This is a genomic window from Mucilaginibacter sp., assembly GCF_039925265.1.
In the GTDB taxonomy this organism is placed as follows: Bacteria; Bacteroidota; Bacteroidia; order Sphingobacteriales; family Sphingobacteriaceae; genus Mucilaginibacter.
Genome location: NZ_JBDSZG010000008.1, coordinates 125,724 through 148,288 on the forward strand (window position 1 = coordinate 125,724; position 22,565 = coordinate 148,288).

33 protein-coding genes are annotated in these 22,565 nt (G+C 45.2%); 7 read left to right on the forward strand and 26 right to left on the reverse strand.

Annotation, left to right across the window (positions count from 1 at the left end):
* Nucleotides 1-31: 31 nt before the first annotated feature.
* The 14 genes from ABIX36_RS02535 to ABIX36_RS02600 all read right to left on the reverse strand — a co-directional run bounded on the left by ABIX36_RS02535 (nt 32) and on the right by ABIX36_RS02600 (nt 8,413).
* On the reverse strand, nt 32-244 hold the full coding sequence (locus ABIX36_RS02535; protein ID WP_348080591.1) for a hypothetical protein: 213 nt from the start codon (nt 242-244) through the stop codon (nt 32-34).
* A 79-nt stretch (nt 245-323) separates the two neighbouring features.
* Complete coding sequence (locus tag ABIX36_RS02540) at nt 324-737, reverse strand: hypothetical protein (protein WP_348080592.1); 414 nt, start codon at nt 735-737, stop codon at nt 324-326.
* Between the two features lie 14 nt (nt 738-751).
* Nucleotides 752-1,327 carry a sigma-70 family RNA polymerase sigma factor gene (locus ABIX36_RS02545; RefSeq protein ID WP_348080593.1) on the reverse strand — a complete coding sequence of 192 codons (576 nt, stop codon included), beginning with the start codon at nt 1,325-1,327 and terminating at the stop codon, nt 752-754.
* A 162-nt stretch (nt 1,328-1,489) separates the two neighbouring features.
* Nucleotides 1,490-1,918, reverse strand: coding sequence for a hypothetical protein (locus ABIX36_RS02550; protein WP_348080594.1), 429 nt, complete (start codon nt 1,916-1,918; stop codon nt 1,490-1,492).
* 3 nt (nt 1,919-1,921) lie between these two features.
* Nucleotides 1,922-2,260 (reverse strand): phage holin family protein, encoded by a 339-nt coding sequence (locus ABIX36_RS02555; protein ID WP_348080595.1) that lies wholly within the window; start codon nt 2,258-2,260, stop codon nt 1,922-1,924.
* 47 nt (nt 2,261-2,307) lie between these two features.
* Nucleotides 2,308-2,574, reverse strand: coding sequence for a YtxH domain-containing protein (locus ABIX36_RS02560; RefSeq protein WP_348080596.1), 267 nt, complete (start codon nt 2,572-2,574; stop codon nt 2,308-2,310).
* 114 nt (nt 2,575-2,688) lie between these two features.
* Entirely contained in the window at nt 2,689-3,732 is a 1,044-nt protein-coding gene (locus ABIX36_RS02565) for an AI-2E family transporter (protein ID WP_348080597.1), read from the reverse strand.
* A 77-nt stretch (nt 3,733-3,809) separates the two neighbouring features.
* Nucleotides 3,810-4,025: a histidine kinase dimerization/phospho-acceptor domain-containing protein gene (locus ABIX36_RS02570; RefSeq protein ID WP_348080598.1), complete on the reverse strand. Its 216-nt coding sequence runs from the start codon at nt 4,023-4,025 to the stop codon at nt 3,810-3,812.
* Between the two features lie 5 nt (nt 4,026-4,030).
* Nucleotides 4,031-5,467: a sigma-54 dependent transcriptional regulator gene (locus ABIX36_RS02575; RefSeq protein WP_348080599.1), complete on the reverse strand. Its 1,437-nt coding sequence runs from the start codon at nt 5,465-5,467 to the stop codon at nt 4,031-4,033.
* 338 nt (nt 5,468-5,805) lie between these two features.
* A complete protein-coding gene (locus tag ABIX36_RS02580) occupies nt 5,806-6,405 on the reverse strand; it encodes a hypothetical protein (RefSeq protein ID WP_348080600.1) in 600 nt (199 codons plus the stop codon).
* A gap of 182 nt (nt 6,406-6,587) precedes the next feature.
* Nucleotides 6,588-6,923, reverse strand: coding sequence for a hypothetical protein (locus ABIX36_RS02585; RefSeq protein ID WP_348080601.1), 336 nt, complete (start codon nt 6,921-6,923; stop codon nt 6,588-6,590).
* Nucleotides 6,924-6,953: 30 nt separating this feature from the next.
* Nucleotides 6,954-7,151: a hypothetical protein gene (locus ABIX36_RS02590; RefSeq protein ID WP_348080602.1), complete on the reverse strand. Its 198-nt coding sequence runs from the start codon at nt 7,149-7,151 to the stop codon at nt 6,954-6,956.
* Between the two features lie 46 nt (nt 7,152-7,197).
* A complete protein-coding gene (locus tag ABIX36_RS02595; RefSeq protein ID WP_348080603.1) occupies nt 7,198-7,980 on the reverse strand; it encodes an enoyl-CoA hydratase-related protein in 783 nt (260 codons plus the stop codon).
* Nucleotides 7,981-7,990: 10 nt separating this feature from the next.
* Nucleotides 7,991-8,413 (reverse strand): cobalamin B12-binding domain-containing protein, encoded by a 423-nt coding sequence (locus tag ABIX36_RS02600; RefSeq protein ID WP_128533066.1) that lies wholly within the window; start codon nt 8,411-8,413, stop codon nt 7,991-7,993.
* Nucleotides 8,414-8,949: 536 nt separating this feature from the next.
* Between ABIX36_RS02600 and ABIX36_RS02605 the strand changes: the two genes are divergently transcribed.
* Nucleotides 8,950-10,608 (forward strand): glutamine--tRNA ligase/YqeY domain fusion protein, encoded by a 1,659-nt coding sequence (locus tag ABIX36_RS02605; RefSeq protein ID WP_348080604.1) that lies wholly within the window; start codon nt 8,950-8,952, stop codon nt 10,606-10,608.
* 473 nt (nt 10,609-11,081) lie between these two features.
* On the opposite strand, the gene ABIX36_RS02610 is transcribed toward ABIX36_RS02605, so the two are convergent.
* From ABIX36_RS02610 to ABIX36_RS02640, 7 genes are all read right to left on the reverse strand, one after another.
* Nucleotides 11,082-11,903 carry an N-acetylmuramoyl-L-alanine amidase gene (locus tag ABIX36_RS02610; RefSeq protein ID WP_348080605.1) on the reverse strand — a complete coding sequence of 274 codons (822 nt, stop codon included), beginning with the start codon at nt 11,901-11,903 and terminating at the stop codon, nt 11,082-11,084.
* A gap of 838 nt (nt 11,904-12,741) precedes the next feature.
* The gene (locus ABIX36_RS02615) at nt 12,742-13,110 is read right to left on the reverse strand and encodes a DUF4476 domain-containing protein (protein ID WP_348080606.1); all 369 of its coding nucleotides are present in this window, start codon (nt 13,108-13,110) and stop codon (nt 12,742-12,744) included.
* A gap of 165 nt (nt 13,111-13,275) precedes the next feature.
* Nucleotides 13,276-13,575, reverse strand: coding sequence for a hypothetical protein (locus ABIX36_RS02620; protein ID WP_348080607.1), 300 nt, complete (start codon nt 13,573-13,575; stop codon nt 13,276-13,278).
* A gap of 52 nt (nt 13,576-13,627) precedes the next feature.
* Nucleotides 13,628-14,398: an HNH endonuclease gene (locus ABIX36_RS02625; RefSeq protein ID WP_348080608.1), complete on the reverse strand. Its 771-nt coding sequence runs from the start codon at nt 14,396-14,398 to the stop codon at nt 13,628-13,630.
* A gap of 19 nt (nt 14,399-14,417) precedes the next feature.
* Complete coding sequence (locus tag ABIX36_RS02630) at nt 14,418-15,083, reverse strand: hypothetical protein (RefSeq protein WP_348080609.1); 666 nt, start codon at nt 15,081-15,083, stop codon at nt 14,418-14,420.
* Nucleotides 15,022-15,933, reverse strand: coding sequence for a P-loop NTPase fold protein (locus ABIX36_RS02635; protein WP_348080610.1), 912 nt, complete (start codon nt 15,931-15,933; stop codon nt 15,022-15,024). Before ABIX36_RS02635 ends, ABIX36_RS02630 begins: the two co-directional genes overlap by 62 nt.
* 217 nt (nt 15,934-16,150) lie before the next feature.
* On the reverse strand, nt 16,151-16,246 hold the full coding sequence (locus tag ABIX36_RS02640) for a hypothetical protein (RefSeq protein ID WP_348080611.1): 96 nt from the start codon (nt 16,244-16,246) through the stop codon (nt 16,151-16,153).
* Between the two features lie 145 nt (nt 16,247-16,391).
* On the opposite strand from ABIX36_RS02640, the gene ABIX36_RS02645 reads away from it, so the two are divergent.
* Nucleotides 16,392-16,568 (forward strand): hypothetical protein, encoded by a 177-nt coding sequence (locus ABIX36_RS02645; protein ID WP_348080612.1) that lies wholly within the window; start codon nt 16,392-16,394, stop codon nt 16,566-16,568.
* An 82-nt stretch (nt 16,569-16,650) separates the two neighbouring features.
* On the opposite strand, the gene ABIX36_RS02650 is transcribed toward ABIX36_RS02645, so the two are convergent.
* Nucleotides 16,651-17,016: a CoA-binding protein gene (locus ABIX36_RS02650; RefSeq protein WP_348080613.1), complete on the reverse strand. Its 366-nt coding sequence runs from the start codon at nt 17,014-17,016 to the stop codon at nt 16,651-16,653.
* Nucleotides 17,017-17,383: 367 nt separating this feature from the next.
* Between ABIX36_RS02650 and trmB the strand changes: the two genes are divergently transcribed.
* Together trmB and ABIX36_RS02660 are read left to right on the forward strand one after the other, a co-directional pair.
* On the forward strand, nt 17,384-18,031 hold the full coding sequence (gene trmB / locus ABIX36_RS02655) for a tRNA (guanosine(46)-N7)-methyltransferase TrmB (RefSeq protein ID WP_348080614.1): 648 nt from the start codon (nt 17,384-17,386) through the stop codon (nt 18,029-18,031).
* 10 nt (nt 18,032-18,041) lie between these two features.
* Complete coding sequence (locus tag ABIX36_RS02660; RefSeq protein ID WP_348080615.1) at nt 18,042-18,374, forward strand: MGMT family protein; 333 nt, start codon at nt 18,042-18,044, stop codon at nt 18,372-18,374.
* Here the strand turns inward: ABIX36_RS02660 and ABIX36_RS02665 are convergent.
* From ABIX36_RS02665 to ABIX36_RS02680, 4 genes are all read right to left on the reverse strand, one after another.
* Nucleotides 18,331-18,735, reverse strand: a complete 405-nt coding sequence (locus tag ABIX36_RS02665; RefSeq protein WP_348080616.1) for a hypothetical protein — start codon at nt 18,733-18,735, stop codon at nt 18,331-18,333. The genes ABIX36_RS02660 and ABIX36_RS02665 overlap by 44 nt on opposite strands.
* 69 nt (nt 18,736-18,804) lie before the next feature.
* A complete protein-coding gene (locus ABIX36_RS02670; RefSeq protein WP_348080617.1) occupies nt 18,805-19,167 on the reverse strand; it encodes a VOC family protein in 363 nt (120 codons plus the stop codon).
* Nucleotides 19,167-19,547: a VOC family protein gene (locus ABIX36_RS02675; RefSeq protein WP_348080618.1), complete on the reverse strand. Its 381-nt coding sequence runs from the start codon at nt 19,545-19,547 to the stop codon at nt 19,167-19,169. The genes ABIX36_RS02670 and ABIX36_RS02675 overlap by 1 nt, the downstream gene beginning before the upstream one ends.
* A gap of 22 nt (nt 19,548-19,569) precedes the next feature.
* A complete protein-coding gene (locus ABIX36_RS02680) occupies nt 19,570-20,805 on the reverse strand; it encodes a hypothetical protein (RefSeq protein ID WP_348080619.1) in 1,236 nt (411 codons plus the stop codon).
* A gap of 81 nt (nt 20,806-20,886) precedes the next feature.
* Between ABIX36_RS02680 and ABIX36_RS02685 the strand changes: the two genes are divergently transcribed.
* The 3 genes from ABIX36_RS02685 (at nt 20,887) to ABIX36_RS02695 (ending at nt 22,540) form a co-directional block, all read left to right on the forward strand.
* Complete coding sequence (locus ABIX36_RS02685) at nt 20,887-21,231, forward strand: carboxymuconolactone decarboxylase family protein (RefSeq protein ID WP_348080620.1); 345 nt, start codon at nt 20,887-20,889, stop codon at nt 21,229-21,231.
* A 45-nt stretch (nt 21,232-21,276) separates the two neighbouring features.
* Nucleotides 21,277-21,891: a hypothetical protein gene (locus tag ABIX36_RS02690; protein ID WP_348080621.1), complete on the forward strand. Its 615-nt coding sequence runs from the start codon at nt 21,277-21,279 to the stop codon at nt 21,889-21,891.
* A gap of 85 nt (nt 21,892-21,976) precedes the next feature.
* Nucleotides 21,977-22,540 (forward strand): DNA-3-methyladenine glycosylase I, encoded by a 564-nt coding sequence (locus ABIX36_RS02695; RefSeq protein ID WP_348080622.1) that lies wholly within the window; start codon nt 21,977-21,979, stop codon nt 22,538-22,540.
* Nucleotides 22,541-22,565 lie beyond the last annotated feature (25 nt).

Here is a 22,565-nt window from a genome sequence, read left to right on the forward strand (position 1 = left end):
GCATCTAAAGCAAACGGTGAACTGCCAAAAGCTATTTCAGCTCTTCGCAACTAAAGCCTGCTATTCTAAGGATGTGGTTGATGGTTTGCGGCTCAATACGGCTGCTTACGATGCGAAGCACGCGGTCGCAGTCCTCCAGGTCGAAAGTGTATTGCTTGATATCGGCCAGAGCACCTAACAGCGGTTGTAAGCGGCTTGCCTGCCCCTGAGTGGCAACGCTTGTTTTAAATATCAGCACATCCATAGGTTTGTTGTTTTGTGAGCTACCTTAAATTTATAATCTAACGTCCTGCTGAAATGAGTTCAGCAGGACGTTAGATATTTTACTCTTTGCTTTTTTCGTCCTTTATCTCAAAATCAGCTTCCGGCTTATCGCCCTTAAAAGCATCCTTGCCCATCCAGCCTTCGCCTCTTCTGCCCCAGCCACAGCGGTCTTTCCATTGGGCTTTAAAATGATCGCGCTCTTCGGGGCTCATGTCTTTAAAACGCTCTTCCATCATTTGCTTGCGGCGCATCCATGGGGCACCGCCGCCCGGGCCGCCTTTGCCACCAAAGCCAAAGAGGATCTTGCTCAGTATAAATATACCCATAGCTTGCCAAAAGGTAATAGTGCCTACGTGCAGTATCTCTGGCAGCAGGTGATTCCACAGCTGCATTACTACGTAACTTACAAGGGCTAATATCGCTGCTATTCCAAAAGGAATTAGAAATAGCTTTTTTCTATATTTTATATTCATTTCAATAGTTTTTATCAATAATCATTAATTTCATCGTACAATTGCTTTAAACGCTTACGTAAATGCAGCACTGCGTAGCGCTTACGCGATACCAAAGTGTTGATGTTTTCGCCGGTGCGTTTTGCAATTTCTTCAAAGGGAACATCATCCAGTTCGTGCCAAATGAACACCTGCCGCTGCAGCTCGGGCAATTCATCAAGCGCTAAAAAAAGTTGTTCCCAAAAAAGGTTGCGCACGTACTCGGTTTCAGGTGTGCGGGCCTCGGTGAGCAGGATGTCGCTAAAGTCCGGCGCATCATCGTCATCCCTGGCATCGTTACCCAGCATATCGTCCAGCAAGGTCTCGGTGTGCTTTTTATGCTTATCCAGTATCTTGTTACGCGCAACACGATACAGCCAGGCGCTGGTTTGCTCTATCGGCTCCGAGTTTACCACGTTGCTAAACTGATACCAAACATCCTGCAGAATGTCTTCAGCATCGGCATCGTTTTTCACCCGCTTGCGGATAAACCCCAATAGGCTTTTACCATACGCTGTAATAGTGTGTATGATATGGCTGTTTTTATCCTGGGGCATTACTACGCTTTGCAATTGTATGAGTGTTTAAATATAAAGACGACTGTGGCTGAAAAACATTTTAAACTATTTTTTATTTTTTTGACGGTGTGCCCAGGCCATAAAAAACAAAGGGATAAGCTATTTAAAGCCTATCCCTTTAAAGCCGTGTTTCGCAACAGGGCCTGAATGTTTTATTTAATATTTAACGTATGCCGGTGTGGGCACTTCTTCTTCATTTTTCTTTTTTGTGAATTTATTAAACAGCGCTTTAGCTTTACCCCAAACACCGGTTACCGAATCTTCGCTGATATAATGTGACGCCTTTTGAGACAGGATCCCCACCAGCGTTTTCACCAAAAAATTTGAATGCTTAAATATGGTCTTGTTTAATGTTAATGGCAATGCTATTCTCGATATCAGTCCTAAAAAATCCTGGCTAAAAAAGCTTTCGTTTTTAACACCGTCAACCGTTGGCGATTTTGGGAATAGCGACATCGCTGTGGAGAAAATAGCTGCAGGGCTGCTAAAGCGCGCTTTTAAAGCCACGGCTTGCTCAACCTCCTGGTTTTTTAACCGGGCTATCTCTAACTTCAGGTCGTTTACATTTTGTATCAGGATGTCCATATTTTATTTAAAAAGCTTTCGCACTAATATGTTAACAATCGGGCGCTCTATTGGTTTTTTGGCAACCACCAAAACTATGGCCAGCAACATATATAAAATTGCAACCGAGCCAAAGCCCATCCAATACGAGTGCATTACATCGCCAAGGAACAGGGCCAATGTAAAACTTGCAAACAAAAAAGTAAGTAAAAAGAAGATAACCACCGTAAGTTCAACCACAATGTTGGCTGCTATGGCGGTGCTGCGTTCTATTACTTCTAATTTTAAGAGCTTTACACGGGTTTCAACGTACTCCTGCGCCTGTTCAATAATGGGGCGTGTTGCTTCTTTTTGTGGTTCCATAAATAGCGATAATGTTCAGGGCCTTATTTAAACCGCAAACGGTAAACTTATGCATGCTCCAGGTCGTCCTGGTATTCTTCTTCGGTAGATTTTACTTTACTTTTAATATTTTCTACCACGGTATCTTTCAGGTTCAACAACCTATCGATCTCGTTAGAGGCAGTTTCCTTTATCGTATCGCCCAGGTTCTTTAATGAGTCTGAAAGTTTATCACGTGTCTCTGTACCCCTTTCAGGTGCAAATAAAATTCCAAGTGCCGCTCCTGCCGCTAATCCTGCCAGCAGCGCGACAACCACTTTTGTGTTATCGTTCATATTGTATTAATTTTTAAGTTGAATATTTGTTTTATTAATTATCAAATTTATTTGCTGCGATAGATTAAAACGCATTTTTGCAATATACTAATAACGCTCAACAGCCATCTATTGTTACGTATCCACTCCGGTTCTTATTCGTTCCAGCCTATCGGCAGCAAGGCGGTTAGTTTCGTATATTTCCAGCAATAATAAGAAATATGACAGCAACACAGGCCCAAAAACCAGGCCAAGTATGCCGAAAAGTGGTAGACCGATGAAAACTCCTATTACAGAAATAATAGGATGCGTATTGCCTACTCTTTTATTGATGATAACGCGCAATACATTATCAACATTGCCTATAAATAACAAGCCATAAGCCAGCAGCAGTACGCCTTTTAAATTATGTCCGCTTGCAAAAAATATAATACTGGCCGGTATACACATGGTAGGTGCGCCAACCACCGGTAAAAACGACAGGAACACCCCTATTACACCCCAAAAAATGGCATCGGGAATTTCGAACGCGTAGAAGCCCATAGCCAGTAATACGCCTTGGGTTATAGCAATGATACCTTGCCCCAATACGTTGGAGAAGGTAGAATCGCGCAGGGCTTGTGCGAATTTAAGCGCGTGCTGCTCGCGAAAGGGCGCGTATTTAAGCAGCCCGGTTTCAAAAGCGCGCATCTGCGTAAACATAAAGTACATTAAAAAGTACATCACCAATAAGGTAAGTATAATGCTCACCGCGCTGCCTAATATAGACGGGAACAAATCGGCACCATAAGCGCCCAGCTTTTGCAGGGTCTCCTCGGCAAAATGGGGCTGGTTTAAATTTGCACCGGTAAAGGCGTCTATCTTAGCGGTCCATTGGTCTATATGGATGGCATCCTTATTAATGCTGCCTATCTTCCCTATCACCATAATACTTAAGGAGAGGAATGGTATTACAATAACAATAAGGGAAATAATGATGATGATGAGCGCCGCCAATGTAGCGTTGAGGCTTTTCTTCTCTACCATCCATAAAAAAAACGGACGGAAGATGGTGAACAGCACGATAGCGCCCAGGATAGAGCTGAACAATTCGCTTAAAGCGTATAACAAGAAACAGCCAAGCACAATGATGCTTACTAATACGATATTATTACGCTGCTTGTAGTTGAAAATGGACATGCCCGTGAAAAGCCTTAAGTATGCTATATAAACAAAGAAAGCCTAAAAAGTTTTAGTGGTACAGGGCCTATATGAAATTAAATATCCGTTTGTATAATATCCAGCAATTTATCAATCCTTTGTGCTGCTGCAAGCATACTTTCAATATATAAGCTGGTATCGCCATCCAGCTCTTCTACCTCATATCGCAACCCTTCTATAGCCAGCTGGATGTTGGATAGCTGGTTTTTAATATCGTGCTTCAGCATCAAAAGCGCATCAGCATCGGGCGTGTTGCCGGTTGTGGCTGACATAGATATTATTTAAGGTTGATGGCCTTCATTTTATTGTAGAGCGTTTTCCTATCGATATTCAGGATCTCGGCTGCTTTTGTTTTATTAAAGTTCACCTCGCGCAGTACTTTTAGTATGGTATCGTGCTCTGCACCGAGCGCCGCGTTTTTCAGGTCGTGCTTCGGTGCCTCTTTTGCTTCGGGTTGGTCCTGGAAAGGCGGCCCGTTGCTATGGCTGCTATTCCCATGTGATTCGTAAGCGGTTACTTTAAAGTTTGAGATCTCCAGCGGAAGGGTTTTCATCCCCACCTCGGTTCCTTCGGTAAGTAAGGTTGCACGGCGCACTACGTTCTTCAGCTCGCGGATGTTCCCCGGCCAACGGTAGTTCATAAAGCACTCTACAACCTCTGGCGAAAAGCTGGTTACATTCCTATCCAGTTCGCGGTTAGCAATTTTCAGGAAATATTCCGCCAGCATCATAATATCGTTACCACGATCGCGCAGCGGCGGCATCTGGATACTAAACTCGTTAAAACGATGATACAGGTCCTCGCGGAAACGGCCTTTAGCGATACCGTCCTGCAAACTCTCATTGGTGGCTATAATAATGCGCACATCAAGGTCTATCTCTTTTGTGCTGCCAATGCGTTTTACTTTGCGTTCCTGCACAGTACGCAGCAGCGCAGCCTGGATCTCGTACGAAAGATTGCCCACTTCATCTAAGAAAAGCGTGCCGCCATTGGCCATTTCAAAGTGGCCTATTTTAGTTGCAAAAGCACCGGTGAACGAGCCCTTTTCGTGCCCGAAGAACTCACTTGCGGCAAGCTCTTTGGTGAGCGAGCCACAATCCATCGCTATAAATGGCTGGTTTGCACGCAGGCTGTTTAAGTGGATACTTTTGGCAACCGACTCCTTGCCGGTACCGCTCTCGCCCAGTATGATAACGCTGTAATTGGTAGGCGCAACCAGTTCTATCTGTTTTAATAATTCTTTTGAGGCACGGCTGGTACCAACAACAAACTCGCCGGATAATATTTGCTTTTTGCTTTCTTTCTGCGGCTTATCGGTGCTGTAATCGTTAGCTGCCATTTCCTGCAATGCGTATTGCGTTTCTATGGCTTTATTTATGGTGTTTAATATCTCGTCGGGATAAAGGGGCTTAGTAATGTAATCGTAAGCACCCATTTTAATGAGTTCTACCGCCATTTTAATATCCGAATAGCCGGTGATGATAATTACGCCCGTTTTTAGGTAAAGCGCCTTGATGTTTTTCAGCATTTCGCGGCCATCGGTATCCTCCAGCCTAAAATCGCAAAGCACCAGATTGTAATCTTTATTTTTCAGGCACTCCATTCCGCTGCTGCCGTTTGTGGCAGTATCTACATCAAAACCGTTGCGCCTTAAGAACTTAGATAGCAACAGCCCTACATTAACCTCGTCATCAATGATGAGAATCGTCTTCATATCGGAAAAAAAAGTTATTAGGTAGCGTAATAGGTAGGTAAGGTACAAATATTTGCCAATCTTTTCGAAATAATTAATATTGACAAAAAAGAAGATGAGGTATTGACCCACAATAAACCACCTAAAAACTATCGCTTACAACTGCTTACAGGAAATTGGGGATGCGTTGTAGTTAAAACCCAAAAGCCCATTCTTAGTGCAAAGAAATCTATATAACGGCTATTGGTTATTAACTCTAACGTAACGTCCCCGTTAAAATCAAACGCCGCCAAATAAAAAAGGAAGCTGGCGGGCTTCCTTTCTTTTGTTTTTTAAATTGTTGTAAATGTAGGGCGATATTAGAAACCGTAAGCCAGGCGTACGCCTACAAAGTTTACTTTGCTGGCATCAGATGCGCTGCTATATTTGGTGGTACCTTCGTAACGTACACCTGCATCAATAAAGTTGCCATTTGCGCTAACCGGGAACTGAACACCAATTTGCGGAGCGTAAACAAAGGCTACAGATTTATCGTTAAAGAAATCTGATTTGTTTAGCAGGAAGGCCGCACCGGCTTCGCCCTGAATGTAGAAGTTAGCTACCGGGAAGAATTTTAAACCGGCTTTAACTGGTAGCAATTGCAGGTTTGGAACCTCAAGAGTAGAACTTGTATTGCCGCCTGCTATGTGAATGGTTTCGCCAAATACGTTATTGTAACCCGCGTTTAAGGTAAAAAATAACTGGTTAGCCACAGGGATATCTGCCTGTACCGAACCGCCTAAGTTCCATTTAAAGCCGTTGTTAAAAGTGCCGGTTGGGATGCCTGCATCAACGCCGATGCTGTAGCGTACGCCGCCTGAAGTAGTGGTTGATGTAGTGGTAGTAGTTTGAGCTTTTGCAGCAAATGATAATCCGGCGAAAGCTAATGCAAGTGTTGTGATTTTTAATGCGTTTTTCATGACTTTGTTATTTAAAATCTGTGCTTTTTTGTTTAGCACAGGCAAAGTAAAGCATGAAATCGGCAAGGTTTTTTCATCCAATTGTAAGGAATATTTAATCGATTGATTAATAGTATTTTATTTTTTGACTAAATAAGGTTTTTGGTCAGGCGAGTGTCATAGCGGCAATGCCGGGGCCGTTTTTAATCAAAAACGAACCCAGTATGCAATCCCAGGAAGCTTACTTTAACAGAGTTATTTGCTTTTGGCAAGGTGGATTGGTAGCGCAGTGATGCAATGAAGCGGTGGCTGCCCACAGGCAATTCCACTCCAATTTGAGGCGAATAAACAAAAGCCGTACCTGCTTCATGTGCTGTGCGCGGGGTGCCGGAAAAGAAGGCTGCCCCTGCTTCGCCCTGCACAAACAAGATCGAACTGGGATAATACTTTAATCCCAGCTTTGCAGGTACCGACTTTACACCAATATAATTTACCTCCGGAATATTTGGTGGTTGTGCGCTGGATTGCCTTTTGCCCAAAAAGTAATTATAACCACCGTCAATAGTGAATTAAAGCCCCCTGTTGAGCGGGAACCCTACCTGCACCGAACCGCCAAACATTGCAGAGTGGGTATTGGCAAGCGTACCGGTTACTATACCAACGTCGGGCCCTATGCTCAATTGCACCCTGTTAGATAACTGTGCTTTGGTGGCGAAAGACGCCATGGTGCAAAGCGTTATAAAGATTAGTTTTTTAAGATCAAACATCTGGTAAAGTTACAGTATTGCCGGCAACGCGTCCATTAAGCTTTTGTTACCTGCCCTTAAATTCGGGCTTGCGTTTGTCCAAAAATGCCGCCACGCCTTCTGTAAAATCTTCCGTGCCGAAGCAATTGGAAAACTCGGTTATCTCCACCTCAAAACCGTTCACCCCACCTGTTGAAGCAGCGTTGACAGCCTTTATTGCCGATGCCAGTGCTAATGGCGCGCGGGTAAGTATTTTATTGAGGATCTCTTCTGCTTTAAGCAGCAACTCTTCTTGAGGTACCACGTGGTTTACCAGGCCGGATTGCAATGCCTGGGCAGCGGTTGCCATATCTGCCGTCATAATCATCTCCAGGGCTTTGCCGCGGCCTACCAGTTGGGTTAAACGCTGGGTGCCGCCGTAGCCCGGGATCAAGCCCAGTGTAACTTCCGGCAGGCCCATTTTGGCGTTATCGCTTGAGATGCGGATATGGCAGGCCATAGCCAGTTCCAGTCCGCCACCAAGGGCGAAGCCGTTTACCGCGGCAATTACCGGTTTGCCGCCATTGGCTATTACATCAAATACCCGGCTTTGCCCCTCCTGGGCTATTTTGCGGCCGCCGTCCGCATCCTGACCAGCAAATTCGGAGATATCAGCACCGGCTACAAAGGCTTTGGTGCCTGCGCCGGTAATGATAATGCCACCAACCTCGGCGTTGTTAAAAGCATCGGTAAGGGTGGTATGTAGTTCCTGAAGGGTTTGCTTGTTGAGGGCATTCAGCTTGCTTTCGCGGTTGATGATGATGTATTGGATACGCCCTTTATTTTCTATTAAGAGGTTTTGAAATTCCATGCTTTTGGTATTAAAAGTTACGGTTGGCGTGTACCCAGTTGGTGATGTATTTTACGATATCTGCGGTGCTGGTTCCGGGTGGGAACAGTTCGCCTACGCCTATTTTTTTTAGCTCGGCCATATCATCTGCCGGAATAATGCCGCCACCGGTGAGCAGTACATCGCTCATGCCTTTTTGCTTGATGAGCGCCATTACCTTAGGGAAAACTGTCATGTGCGCACCGGAGAGAATACTGATGCCGATAGCGTCCACATCTTCCTGCAGGGCGGTGTTTACTACCATTTCCGGTGTTTGGCGTAAGCCGGTGTAGATCACTTCCATGCCGGCGTCACGCAGCGTGGTGGCTATGATACGGGCGCCGCGGTCGTGCCCGTCCAGCCCTACCTTGGCTACTAAAACACGAATGGGACGGTTGAATTGGGTATCGCTCATGGGAAATGCCGATTGGTTGTTGGTAAAAGTAGTAAAATAGTTTTTGATTGCGTTGTTGTGTTGTAGCTTGTTAGTGGAGAGGTTTGTACTGATTGTTCTGTAATGCGCTGTTAGGAGCGGGCAGTAAAATTATGCTAAGCTTGTGGATGTTCATTTCTTTTGACACCAAAAGAAACGAACCAAAGAAAAGTGCCGGCCACGTTACGCTCTATGAAAGTTAGTGGATGTTCATGGCCTGTGCCACCCGACCGTTCCTGATGCCGGTTTTTTTAGGGCTTCGTTGGGCTCTGCGGACCAATCTATCATCAAAAAATTCCATTGCCATTGTTGTCTGAATCAGAATTTTTCACGGGAGTGGTAGCTATGGCGTTCGAGAGGGCTTCGCCGTTTACAGAATTAATAAATTTTCAGAATGCCTGATCAGCTTCACCGCGCAAAATCAATATTAATTGCTAATCATATTCTGTAAATTCTAAAATCCTGTAAATTCTGATTCAGATGATTTTTCCGTACTTTTGCAGCCTGTTAGAGATACCATGAGCGAAGAAAGATCACTGAATTTTATAGAGGAAATTGTTGAGGCAGATTTGGCTGCCGGGAAGAACGATGGCAGGGTGTTAACCCGCTTTCCGCCGGAGCCGAACGGTTATTTGCATATCGGGCACGCGAAAGCCATATGCCTTAACTTTGGTTTGGCACAGCGTTACAACGGTAAAACCAACCTGCGTTTTGATGATACCAACCCTGTAAAAGAGGATGTGGAGTATGTAGACAGCATTAAGGAAGACGTAAAATGGCTTGGTTTCGACTGGGCCGAAGAACTTTACGCATCTGACTATTTTGAACAACTATACGACCTGGCCGTTGAACTGACCAAACAAGGCCTTGCCTACGTGGACGATAGCACCGCCGAGGAAATTGCTATACAAAAAGGTACGCCAACCGAACCGGGTGTGGCTAACGAGTTCCGCAGCCGTAGCGTTGAGGAAAACTTAGCTTTGTTTGCCGACATGAAGGCTGGTAAATACCCCGACGGTGCCAAAGTGCTACGTGCCAAGGTTGACCTTGCCGCACCCAATATGCAACTGCGCGACCCTTTGATGTACCGCATTAAACATGCCCACCATCACCGTACCGGCGATGCCTGGTGCATTTACCCTATGTACGATTTTGCACACGGACAAAGCGATGCCATTGAAGAGATCACCCACTCGATATGCACGGTGGAGTTTATCCCTCACCGCCCGCTGTACGAGTGGTTTATAGAGAAGCTGGAACTGTTCCCGAGCAAGCAATACGAGTTTGCCCGCCTGAACCTGAACTACACCGTAATGAGCAAGCGCAAGCTGCTGCAACTGGTAGAGGATGGCCATGTTGACAGTTGGGACGACCCACGGATGCCTACCATTAGTGGCCTGCGCCGCCGTGGTTACACGCCTGCCAGCATCCGTGAGTTTTGCGAGCGCATTGGCGTGGCCAAGCGCGAGAATATGATAGATGTTGGTTTGCTGGAGTTTTGCATCCGCGAGGATCTGAACAAAACCGCCTGGCGCCGTATGGCCGTGCTGGACCCTGTGAAGCTGGTGATCACCAATTACGAAGAAGGTAAAACCGAGCTATTTCATGGGGAAAACAACCCGGAAGCTGAGGGTGGCGATGGTAGTCGCGCTTTTAATTTTGGCCGTGAGATTTGGATAGAACGCGAGGACTTTATGGAAGTGCCCGCCAAAAAATACTTCCGCCTGAGCATTGGCGGTATGGTACGTCTCAAAAACGCTTACATTGTAAAAGGTGAAAGCGTGGTAAAGGATGCCGATGGCAAAATCACCGAGATCCATTGCACGTACATCCCCGAATCGCAAAGCGGGAACGATACCAGCGGCATCAACGTTAAAGGTACCATCCATTGGGTGAGTGTAGAACACGGCAAAACCGCCGAAGTGCGCCTGTACGACCGCCTCTTCCAGGTGGAAGACCCAAGCAACGAGGACGGCGATTTTAAAGATTACATAAACCCCAACAGCCTGCAGGTACTCCCCGCAGCCTACATAGAGGCCGACCTTGCCAACGCTAAAATTGGCACCCCGGTGCAGTTTATGCGTAAAGGTTATTTCACGCTGGATAAAACCTCCACCGCCGATAAACTGGTGTTTAACCGTACGGTTACGCTGAAGGATGGGTGGGTGAAGAAGTAAGGCGAAGCCCCCCGGCCCCCTGAAGGCGAAGCCCCCCGGCCCCCTGAAGGGGGAGCCTTTTAAAAATCTTGATGCCCATCTGCCAACAGATGGGCATTTTTTGTTTTACAGCTTGCCAGCCGTAGAAGCCCCACCTAAATCCTCCCCAAAGAGTAATAGCCCATTAAAAGACAGCATATTCAATTTTTGCCCCATTTTACTGATTATAAACATGCTTGATTAGGGTTAACATAACTTAACACAATTTCGATATTTAGTTTTTAATCATCTGATAATCAATAAAATAAAAAAATGCAGGGTTAACATTATTTTCACCAAAATAGTGTCACCATAAAACTTAAAACTTTTATTATAAACCCGTAACGAAATTTAATAAACACCGGCTTCTGATAGGCTATTTACCCTCCAAAGGAGAGGACTTAAAAAAAAGTATTTTAAAACCCTCTCCTTTGGAGAGGGCAGGTGAGGCTTCCTCAATACTTCCTATATACATTATACAACACATCCATGTCGCAGCAGCTGAGTACAGGCAGGTCGTCGGTTTGGACGAAGTGGCGTTTAAAGGCGCTGATGGCGGCGGGAAGGTTACTCGTATCGTACCCGATGAGGCGCAGGGCGGTTACATAATCAAAGTTTTCCGGGGCGACTTGTTGCTCCACATCCGCCCATTGGCCGAAGCCTTTTTTAGCAAGCTGCGCCCAAGGGAAAAACACGCCCGGGTCGGGTTTGCGGGGAGGGGCAATGTCGCCATGGCCAATGAAGTTGTTGGTGGGGATGTTATACACCTTTTTCAGTTGCGCCAGCAGGGCAAGCAGGCTTTTCACCTGCGCCGGGGCGAAGGGTTCCTTACCGTTATTATCCAGTTCGATGCCTATCGAACAGCTGTTCATATCGCTGATGCTGCCCCATTTGCTGATGCCGGCATGCCAGGCACGCAGGTAATCGTTCAGCATGTGTACAATTTTGCCGTCTTTACTCACCACGTAATGCGCGCTCACCTGCGGTTTTACCAGCGTGAAGGTTTTAAGCGTTTGCGCCAATGAGTCCTGCGCGGTATAGTGGATAATTACATAATTAGGCTTGCGGAGGTTAAAGTTCACCGTGCCCACCCATTCGCTGGGGATGGCTTTGCCCAGGCTATCGGCAAGGGTAATGGTGTCCTGCTTTTGTATCACGGCAATAAGGCTGTCGGTTTGGGTGGCGTACACCTTATTGGTAGCGGCATACGGCAGTATCTTTTTAGAACACGACGATAATATTATAGCTGCGAAGAGTAGGAAGTAGTAATTTTTCATGAAAGTTGATCTGATTATCATTTGGTGCAACCACCAAACCGATGCTTCTGTTTTTATTGAGGGGCAATATAGGGATATTATAGGGAGGGTGGTTGGGTTGTGGAGTGTGCTTCGTTAAGTGGTAGTGGGTGTTGTTGGTTTGTGCCTTGTTAGTTGTTGGTGGGGTTGGCTCGTTCGGCTTGTGCCTTGTTAGGAGTGGGTCGGGGGTTATGCCAAGCCTGTGGATGTCACTTTCTTTTTTTCCGCTAAAAAGAAAGTAACCAAAGAAAAACTTAGCGCAGCGACCTCATGAACACCTTAAAAATAAACAACCGTGAATAAACTCTCGGCTTGGTTATGCCCTATTAAAGTTAGTGAGTGTTCAGAGCCTGTGCCACCCGTGCATTCCCGAGGCCGATTGAGGAAGGGGCTTCGTTAGGTTCAGTTGTTTTGCAAATCAAATCCCTTGAATCGTAAAAATCCCATTAATCTTGGTTCAGCAGCTCAGCTTCGGATGAAAGCGGGCAGAACGCGGTGGGCTGTGCGGCGGGAGGGGCATTTGAATTTTTACTGAAGCGTAGGGTTTGAGCGGCGAAGCGAGGGGCAAATTTTCACAGCCCGTGGTTATGCCCGCATTGCAGGGGGAAGGCCTGTGCGGCAAAGAAGCCTAATTGCTGAAAGCACTTTTGTTACTTTTGGTGCATCAAAAGTAATGGGCCCCTGCGGCCAAGAGCAGACTGACGTAAATAAGCCACATTACGCTCCTAACAAGGCACAACAGCAAATCTCCTGCAACCGCTACTGCACCCCTGCAGCTACAACCGCTCCTGCAACCGCCACCGCCACTACTACTTCCCCTTTACCTATTCTTCTTCACAAAATCCTCCAGCTCACGCTTGCTTTCCTCGTCGCCGAAGAGGTCCTGAATTTTGTCGTACTTTTTATAGTCTACCGTGTATTGGAAGGCAAACTTGGCGCAGATGAGTTTGCTTTGGTCGGTGCCGAACTGGTTAAGCAGAGTGGCAAGCTGGTCTACCTTAATGCCTTTGTCTTTAACGCCGGCGCTGAGGGCCAGCACCTTTTCGCCGTCGCTGCCTTTTTTCTGCATGTCGGCCAGTATGGTGGCTACTTGCGCGTCTGTCATGGCTTGTTTGGGGTGCTGTATCTTTTGCGCAAAGGCAAGGGTAGCAGATAGCAGCAGGATAATTATCATCAGCTTTTTCATCATTGTTAATGCTTTGATGTGCTAAAATAAGCAAAATATAAGCCAGGCCGCAAGCCCCTTATCAAAACAGGAAATTATGGGCGTTGCCTGCGGCCCAGGCTTTCCGCTCATACGCCTGCAGGCCTTATGCCCGAGGGCCGGTACCCGCTGCAATCCTTAACGCGGGAGCTACGGAAGAAATGAAACATTATCGATTTTTAAAAACCCTGCGTTTACAGGTTCATCGGTGTATTCAATGCTCTCGAACTCGTGATAAGTATGATCCAACTCGTTATCCCAGGTGCCGAAGTGCAGGTCGGGCACATGCCAGAGATGATTGTAAAACCATTGTTCTTCAATAAGATTGGCACGGATGAATATTTCTAAATCCAGCAGCGAAATATTATCCGGATTGGCAAATACTACCGATCCATAGTTTTTATAGTTACCGGCATCGCGGTAGAGGTAATTGAATTTGATATTGGGCACCCGGCTAAATTAGCCGGACGGGTTGAGGTGGGCAATCGGATATAAGTGAACTTTAGGGTTTGAAAGTGCCATTGTGAACCTTTAGAAACTCGGCATCCAACGAGAATTTCTTCGGCGCGTTTAACGGCTTGCCCTCATAAGCCGCGAAGTTTTGGGCAACGCTTGGCACAGCGCTTTTCAGCAATAGGGACGACACTTTTATCTTCAAATCTTCGGTGATGGTTAATAAGCCTCTATCGAATGCTTTATCGTGCAGGCAATTTAGCGCCAATCCATTCTTGGGGTTGAGCCTATTGCCCTCATCTTTACTCCACGGCAAAATGTGGCTGGCTACCAGTAGCGAAATTTGGTCGATACCTGTAATGCAGCATTTGTTATCGAAGTTGCTTAACACCATTTTGCGGAAAGCCGTTTGATTGAGCCGCACCATTACCGACCGTACGGCCTGCCTGCCCTCCATCGGCTCAAAATCTTCCTCGTCTATCGGATTCAAGGCCTCAATGGTGGTGTTCTTTTTTTGGGCCAGCAGCACTTCGCTTTCAATAAATTGTTGATCCCAATTATGCATGTATTCCTGCCAAACCTGTTTATCCAGTTTACTGGCGTTCTCTAAGCCCCTAACGCCACGGGCTTGCAGCTTCGGGTCGAAACTGGCGAAGTTGCCCAGCTTGCGTGCTATGGCACTCGGCGACCTATCAATAATACCCGCCAAATCCTTAACCTCCGCATTATTGGCATGCATCTGCCCAAACCGTATTTTACTATACAGGTTTATGGCTAAGATAAGTTGCTCTTTTGTCCAGAGAGTTTGGCCAGGTTTCATGGGTGGGGACAATTAAGGATTAACTGATTTTAACCAGATTTTCACTTTTCTTTAATGCATCTAATAAAAAATTAAACACATTATTTTCTATAGGTTTTGTCTGCGTTGGGTCCTCGATGGTTGGTTCTCGAAACTGAACATATCTCGCATTTGGACCGTCACGATCCAGCGTATAATAGACAATCCTGTTCCCAATAGCTAATATTTTGTTTTTATGCTGTGGATGCACAGAAGCTTTATTGAAATAATCTAAGCTACTAACCATAAATTCTAAGCTAATTTCCTTTAAATATGTTTGCACTTCTTCAGCGTCACGAGATAATAAGTCTAAGGAGCTGTTATCAATCTCGTATTTATTCGATAATGTTACCAAAAGAGATTCAATTTGACTTATACTTATTAGTTTCTTAACTAAATGGAAAAGCACTAAAAACGGATAGCGATTTGCCGGGTATTCGTAATTTTGCTTCCCGGCTTTAAAACTGTATATAGGTAAGTCATAAACGGAAAATTGTTCCAAGTTCCTTAACGTTAATGCATTTATTTCAAAAAACGATCGCAATAGGTATTCAAACGCAAGATAAAAATAGTTTGATGTTCGTGGTAAATATTTTGAGTACAGTTTAACATCTATATTTTGTTGCTTTTTGGCAAAAATTTCTTGTAATATATTTTCTATTGTCATAATAAAAGACATCAGTAGAGTAAAATTTGTCGATATATCCACTAAAGTCCACTCCCTTACCATATCTATGCTCATACATGAGCCTAATGTTGTTATAATCACAAACGAAAATTACTCTATCAAACCCAAATTTATTCTCCTCAGTAATACTGTCGTAGTGGGCACTAAATATATTAAATAACCTAAATACATGCTCTGGATCTAATCTATCAATATCATCAATTATGAGAACAGTTTTGATGCCTGGATTATTTTCGATGTTGACACTCTTCACGCGTTGCAACATCGCAGTTATCAACTCAGATATTTGATCATGCTCGTGTGCCGTACCTCTGAAGCTTTTCAGTTGAGCGATATACTTGTTCAGCAAGGAAAACTCATCGTTAGTTACATCTTTCTTGTAAGTAGAATATTGCTTTACAATGCCATTCAGTTGTTCCATAATATCAGCATAAGCTTCGGATTCCGGTGAGCTTGCTTTTAAAATTGCTTTAAGTAATGGATCAACTTTTAAATTATGTAAAATGAAGATTTGAGCCAATAAAGAAAAAGAATAGTCATCTTTCTCCAATTGAACGTCATCTGGATGGTTAGATAACAATTCATAAATTAAATCATATTTGATTAATTCAAATACGTCTTTATTATTAGCTATTGAATAATTAACGGGATAGAGTTTAAGCGATATATAATCCTGGGAATTTTCAAAATAGTTCTTAAGAAATGTAGACTTACCAGCGCCAAAGCGAGCCGAAAATAATATGCGTTGATTGTCCTCATCATCTAAATGTTTTTTGAAATCAACCTTGACGCTTTGCTGATCGATAAAAGTTAGAGGATTGCTTTTCATTTGTCGTTTTCTATTTCGAAAAATACATGTTTACATTGGATATTGATGCACGCATTAATTAATGCTCCAATATTGGTATGCAAGAAATCGCAAATTACTTCAGTTCTCGCGCCACACATAGGGCAAGTTGTCGGCTGGTCGGTCATTAAATAAAAAGTTAACATTGTGCAATTTAGCCATAGCGGTTCCTCTTGTCAATCGACTATAAGTGATCTTTTTATGCTGGGCAGTTTAGCAGTTCGGGCTTAGTATCCTTACACCTAATGCGCGACATATTGTAGCTTCTGGTTTCTTTGGAGTGTACGTCTGCCATGTTATTTAAACCTGCTTTTCTCCAGTTTGTTTATCAAATCCAGTTGAAACTCCCCCAAGGGATCCCCACTCATGGCCCTCATGCAAGATAGCCGCCACGCTTTCCACCCTGTTTCAGCTGTTTCACTCCCCAGTTACTGTAACAAGTGAAACACCCGAAACAGCACAAGCCCGCCAACACCAAACCTGATAGCAGCGGGTACCGGCCTGTGACTAAGGCCTTGTGCGCGTATAAGCGTATAGCAGGGCTGCACTGGCCTATTGGTACCAGCGGTGGTTTTCCTGTAAAAAAGCGTTTCGGCTACCTGCCGCTTTGGGATTAGATGGTGTCGCTATCGCTCACCATGACAAAAAAGAAAACTACTCACCATTCACTACTCCCTACTCTCCACTCACAACTCCCCACTAATACTGCCCAATACTCAATAGCACCAGCGTACAAGCATAGTCGGTTTCGATGCCGTTTTCGTGGGCCATGCGGCGGAGGTCGGCGTTTTCGGTGCCGGGGTTAAATATGATGCGTTTGGGCTTGGTGTTGAGGATATAATCGTACAGGGGCGGCTGGTTTTGCGGGCCTACGTACAGGGTTATGGTATCAATATCGGTGTGGATGGTTTCGGGCTTTTCGATGGGTACGCCAGCTACTTCGCCGGTTTTGATGCCCACGTTTACGATGCTGTGCCCACGGCTCACCAGTCGGTTAGCGGCGAGGTAGGCGTAGCGGCTTGCGTCGGGCGTGGCACCCAGTATCAGTGTTTTTTTATCGGCCATGGTGGTATAACGCGCAAGGTAGGGATTTGGTTTTTTAGTAGCGGTGGGAGGGGTGGTTTTTATGGGGTTGTGACCGGGGGGGAAGTGGCGGTTGCAGTTGTAGGAAGGGAGGAGTGGCGGTTGCGGTTGCTGTTGCGCCTTGTTAGGTTAGTGCAGTAAGTTATGTTAAGCCTGTGGAGGTTACTTTTTTCGCGATTGTTTATTTTTTTTATCGGTGCTCAAGAGGGCTTCGCCGTTCTTTTTTTCCGCTAAAAAGAAAGTAACATCCACTGACGCTCATAACCCATACCAGCACCTAACAAGGCACAACAGAACATAACAACAGAACCCAACGAAGCCCCGTTTATTTTTTTATTTTTGCGCCTTTATGGGAAAAGACAAAATAAGGCGTTTTGCCGAGATAGATACTTTTAGCAATGTGCTGCAACTGGACGCGGGCAAACCCTACCAGGGCAAATGGGCTCTCGACTTTTTTAAGAACGACAACCCCGTTGTGCTGGAACTGGCCTGCGGTAAAGGCGAATACACGGTAAACCTTGCTGAGCTGTTTCCCGATAAGAATTTTATTGGGGTTGATTATAAGGGCAACCGCATTTGGCGTGGTGCTAAAACCGCGCTGGAAGATGGTGTGCCTAACGTTGCTTTCCTGCGGATACAGATTGAGAACCTTAATGACTACTTTTCTGCCGGCGAGGTAGACGAGATCTGGATCACCTTCCCCGACCCGCAACCCCAGCTGAGCCGCGAGAAGAAACGACTAACCTCGCCCCGCTTTTTGGATAAGTACCGTGTATTGTTAAAACCCGGTGGCTGTGTGAATTTAAAAACGGATAACGATGGCCTGCACGCTTACACTGCCGATAAGATAGCCGAGCTGAGCCTCCCCCTCCACGCCCGTACGGAGGACCTGTACCATTCGGAATTTGCGGATGAGGTGCTATCGATAAAAACCTATTACGAGAAAAAATATTTGAAGCATAACAAAAACATTAACTACCTTAAGTTTTCGTTTTAACCACCACCCCATGCCCGATTATACCTTTTACGATAACGTGTACGATGTAGTACGGCTGATACCCAAGGGCAGGGTAACTTCCTATGGGGCCATAGCGGCGTATTTAGGGTCGAAGCAATCGTCGAGGATAGTGGGTTACGCCATGATGGCCTGCGGAACGGCAAACCCGCCGGTACCTGCACACCGTGTGGTAAACAGGCAGGGCCTGCTAACCGGGAAGTTCCACTTTGGTGGCGATACCATGGAGCAACTGCTGGCAAACGAAGGCATCACCGTGAAAGACAACCAGGTGCAAAACTTTAAACAATTGTATTGGGACCCGGCACTTGAGTTGGGCCTCTGAATCTCCTCACCGGTTTTTCAGAGTCGGTGTAGTCGGTCACCAAAAAGAGCACCAGCAGTAATACGGCGTAGGTAAGGAAGAAACCCCTTGCGCGTTCGTCGTACCTAAAAATGGTATAGCTTACAGTCACCAAAATTATGATTACCCCAAATTCTATCAGCCCGTGCAGGGGCATAGAAAAAAACCTGAATATGCCGGATGTGGTATCGGTACAAACGGTTAGGGCTAAATGCGCTATACCAAACACGTAGGCAAGGCGCGACAGGTCATCGGGCAAAACAAAAAACGTTGGTGCCGACCACAGGAGCAGCACCATCAGGTAGTCTGCAATTCCATGCATCGCCGGGGTAAGTATTTTCATAACCGTTAAAGGAAAAGCAATATACTAAAGTTTTATCGCATAGTGTAATTCCTACAACCACAGGTAGTACTATAGTATTTGCAGCAGTTCCATGCGGTTGCCAAACGGGTCGATAAACGCAAAACGAGTTCTGCCGGGGATGATGGGTTCTTCCAGTATCTCCACGCTGTTGGCTGTTAGTTGTGCCCTTGCCGCCGCAATATCGGTAACCTCCATGGCCACATGCCTAATGGTACGCGGCAAAGCAGGCTCCACCCCAATATGCAGCTGCACACTGCCTATATTGAACCAATAGCCCGCCGAGGGGAACAGATCATCGGGCCGGTAAATAAGCTCCAGGCCTATAACTTCGGTATAAAACAGGCGTGCTTTCTCCAGCCTTTCGGGCGGTACGCAAACATGGAAATGGTCCAGCCGTTTAAAGGTTATCATTAGGCTTCGTCTTCGGCAAAGGTTAATACGTAGCTGTTGTTATCGAGGATGGAGAATTCGGTGGCACCGTAAAAGGTTTTTTCGAGCCCTTTAAGCACGGTAACTTTATCTTTAATATCCTCAAAAAACACCCGGATTCCTTGCAACTTAATATAAAACAACAGCGAGCCGCCATCAGTACGTTTTATCTCAGGCAGTTCTTCGCCAAGGCTTACCATCGACTGGAACATGATGGTTACGCTGCCTTTAACCATCATAGCCCACACCAGGTCAGGCCCGGTTTCGGGTACGCTCATGGCCAGTTCAAAGCCCAGCAGGGTATAAAATTCAATGGTTTTGTTAATATCGGTTACAAAGATGTTTGGCGATAGGCTTTCCATGGTGATGTATATTGATTTGCCGCTAAAATAAAAAATTAACACCAGCCTGGTAGGCACCCGTATCGAAACGTGACGAATTACTTCCCGGCAATTCCGATTTTGTTACGTAGCCTGCGTTCAGCTCAAAGTGTTTAGCTACTACCACACCGGCCTTCAGCAATAAACGGGCGGTAGAGTTTGAAAAATCAAGAGTACCCGGATGTTGCAGCTCCGGCGGATTAGAGCCATTTTTATAAATGGAGTAGTTTTTAAACTGATACTTATTGTATATAAAACCCACGTCTATAAAAACCTTAAGATTGTCTTTTGAATATACGTTATATATAAACTGCGGCTGTAAGGATATGGTTTTATAGTTTACAAAGAAGTCGCGCGAGACGAATGAATTGTCCTGAAGCAGGAAGTTGAAGTGATTCTCATTGTAACCAACCTCTACCCTGAAAAAAGCATCTCCTTTTTTCTTGTTGAAGATGAGGTCGATACCGGCGTCTATTTTAATCCCGGAATCATGTTCCGTTCCTCTTTTAACCGGGGTGTTTAATTCATAACTGAGCGAACTCTTTACATAGCTTGCGCCAACAAAAAACCTCGTAGTAAACAGTTTTTCGGCTGTAAAAACCGGGCCTTTATCTTTGTTAATGGTGCGTACAATGTTAGCTATCTCTATTTCCTGGTAGCGCGAATTTTCAATCGTTTTGTTGAATGAAGCATTATCCACTTTCGCGCCTTCGGCAAAAGCTTGCAGTTGCACCCGGTATTGGGGCACCCATCTTATAAAACTAACGTTCTCGTCGGTAAATACGTGATAGATCAATTCTTCCGCGTGTTTTGTCGCGTTATCCAATATAATAAACCTGGGTTTAATTAGGTCGGTGTAACTGTACAGGTTCAAAACCGTTCCGGTAGTTACTACTTTTAAAAACACGGTGCGCACTTCGGTTTTTACCCTTATATGTACCGATGCTTTATTGGGGTCTATATTATCTAAGCTAATTGGCAGCTCAAATTTTTCGAAGGTTACATTCCCGGCTACGCCGAAGCCGTTAATATCTTTAGGGGTGTAGGTTTTTTCCTGCCCGTCTGTGTTCGATCGAAAAACAACAATATCGGGGTTTATATCCCATTCACGTGCATCAACGTTGCCCCTGATGGTATCACCTTTCAAGTTTAAAATATAGCCTGGTTTAAAGTTGGTTTGGGCGTAGGTAAAAGAAGATACTGAAAGAAGAAATAGCGCAAGGGAGTAAAAAAACTTCATATTTGTGATTTAGGTTTACAGACCGTAAAGGTACTCAATCAACTCAACACACACCCTAACTTTCATATTTTTTAAACCCTTATGGCACAATTAATAAACGATTTTGATGCCTATCGCACCAAAATGAACGATAGAATAATGGACACCGCCAACACCAATATTAAGCGGTTTTTCGCCCTGGATACCACCACCTATGCTGATGGCGCATTGGATGTAAAAACAAAAGAAATGCTGGGCCTGGTAGCCAGCATGGTGCTACGCTGCGACGATTGCATTAAATACCACCTGGGCAAATGCCACGAAGCCGGCGTAAAGCACGATGAAATGAACGAGGTATTTATGATAGCCAACCTGGTTGGCGGCTCGATAGTGATACCTCATTATCGCAGGGCTGTGGAGTATTGGGATGAGTTGAATGGGTTGTAAAAGTCCGATTGCTTTATGTAAATTTATAGCATAAACCTAATCCACATGCGCACCCGGCGAATATACCCTTACGTGCCTATAGAACTTGCCGCCGTTTGTTCGGCAGCATTTATATTGTTGCTGCTGTACTTATCAGAAGCAAGGGCCAAATTCCCCGAACCTCTAAATATTCAAATGCCCGGTTCGTCGGGTTTTTATTGTGGGATAAGCGGCTTTGGCGAAGGGATGATATTGGTAGGACGTGGCAAAGTAATGCTGGACTTCGATGAGGATATCCGCAGGCAAACGTTGATAAACATGGGCAAGAGGTACAACATGCAGTTTACTCCTGCCGAGCTGGAAACTTTTGAAACGATGAATATTGTCGGTGTGCCGTTAACACAGCTCAAATCATACCTGGCTACTTATAAAGCCGAAAGCCCGGCATACTACGCGCAACAGGGAATTAGTATTGAAATAGGCAAAAACGAGTTGGGCGACTGGATATCTTCGGCGAAGCAAGCGCAGAGAGCGTTGAAAAATTCGGGCATACGGATGGCTCTAATGGCCGATAGTAGCACAAAATCGCCGTTGATAAAAAGAGTAATGGATATTTTGGTTGAACGAAAAATTCATAGTGTTAACCTTGTGACTGACACAAAAAGATGGGAAAGACAATAGAATGCACGGCTGCAAAATCTAAAAATATTAGCAATTTCTGCTTTTAGTTACTAACTTGTCCCGCGTAATTTAAAGCCGAAACATCATGCCATCTACCCAAGAAATAACCCGCTGCAGCTGGTGCGGAACCGACCCGCTTTACATGGAATACCATGATAAAGAATGGGGTAAGACCATCCACGATGATGAAACATTTTTCGAATTCCTCACCCTGGAGGCAGCCCAGGCCGGCCTTAGCTGGATAACTATTTTGCGCAGGCGCGAGAATTACCGTAAGGCATTCGCCGATTTTGATGTGCACAAAGTAGCGGCTTTTACCGATGCTGATAAAGAACGCCTGATGAACGATGCCGGCATCATCCGCAATAAGCTCAAAGTAAGCGCCGCTATCCGCAATGCGCAGCTTTTTATTGATGTACAAAAGGAGTTCGGATCGTTTAATAATTACCTGTACAGTTTTATGCCGGATGGAAAGCCTATCGACAACCACCTTAAAAACGGCCCGCAAGCCACCTCGCCAGAATCTGACACAATAAGCAAGGACATGAAAAAACGTGGCTTTAAATTCTTTGGCAGCACAATTTGCTACGCGCACATGCAGGCCACCGGCATGGTAAACGACCATACGATGGAATGTAGTTTTAGATGATTACACCGATTATGAAAAATGATTT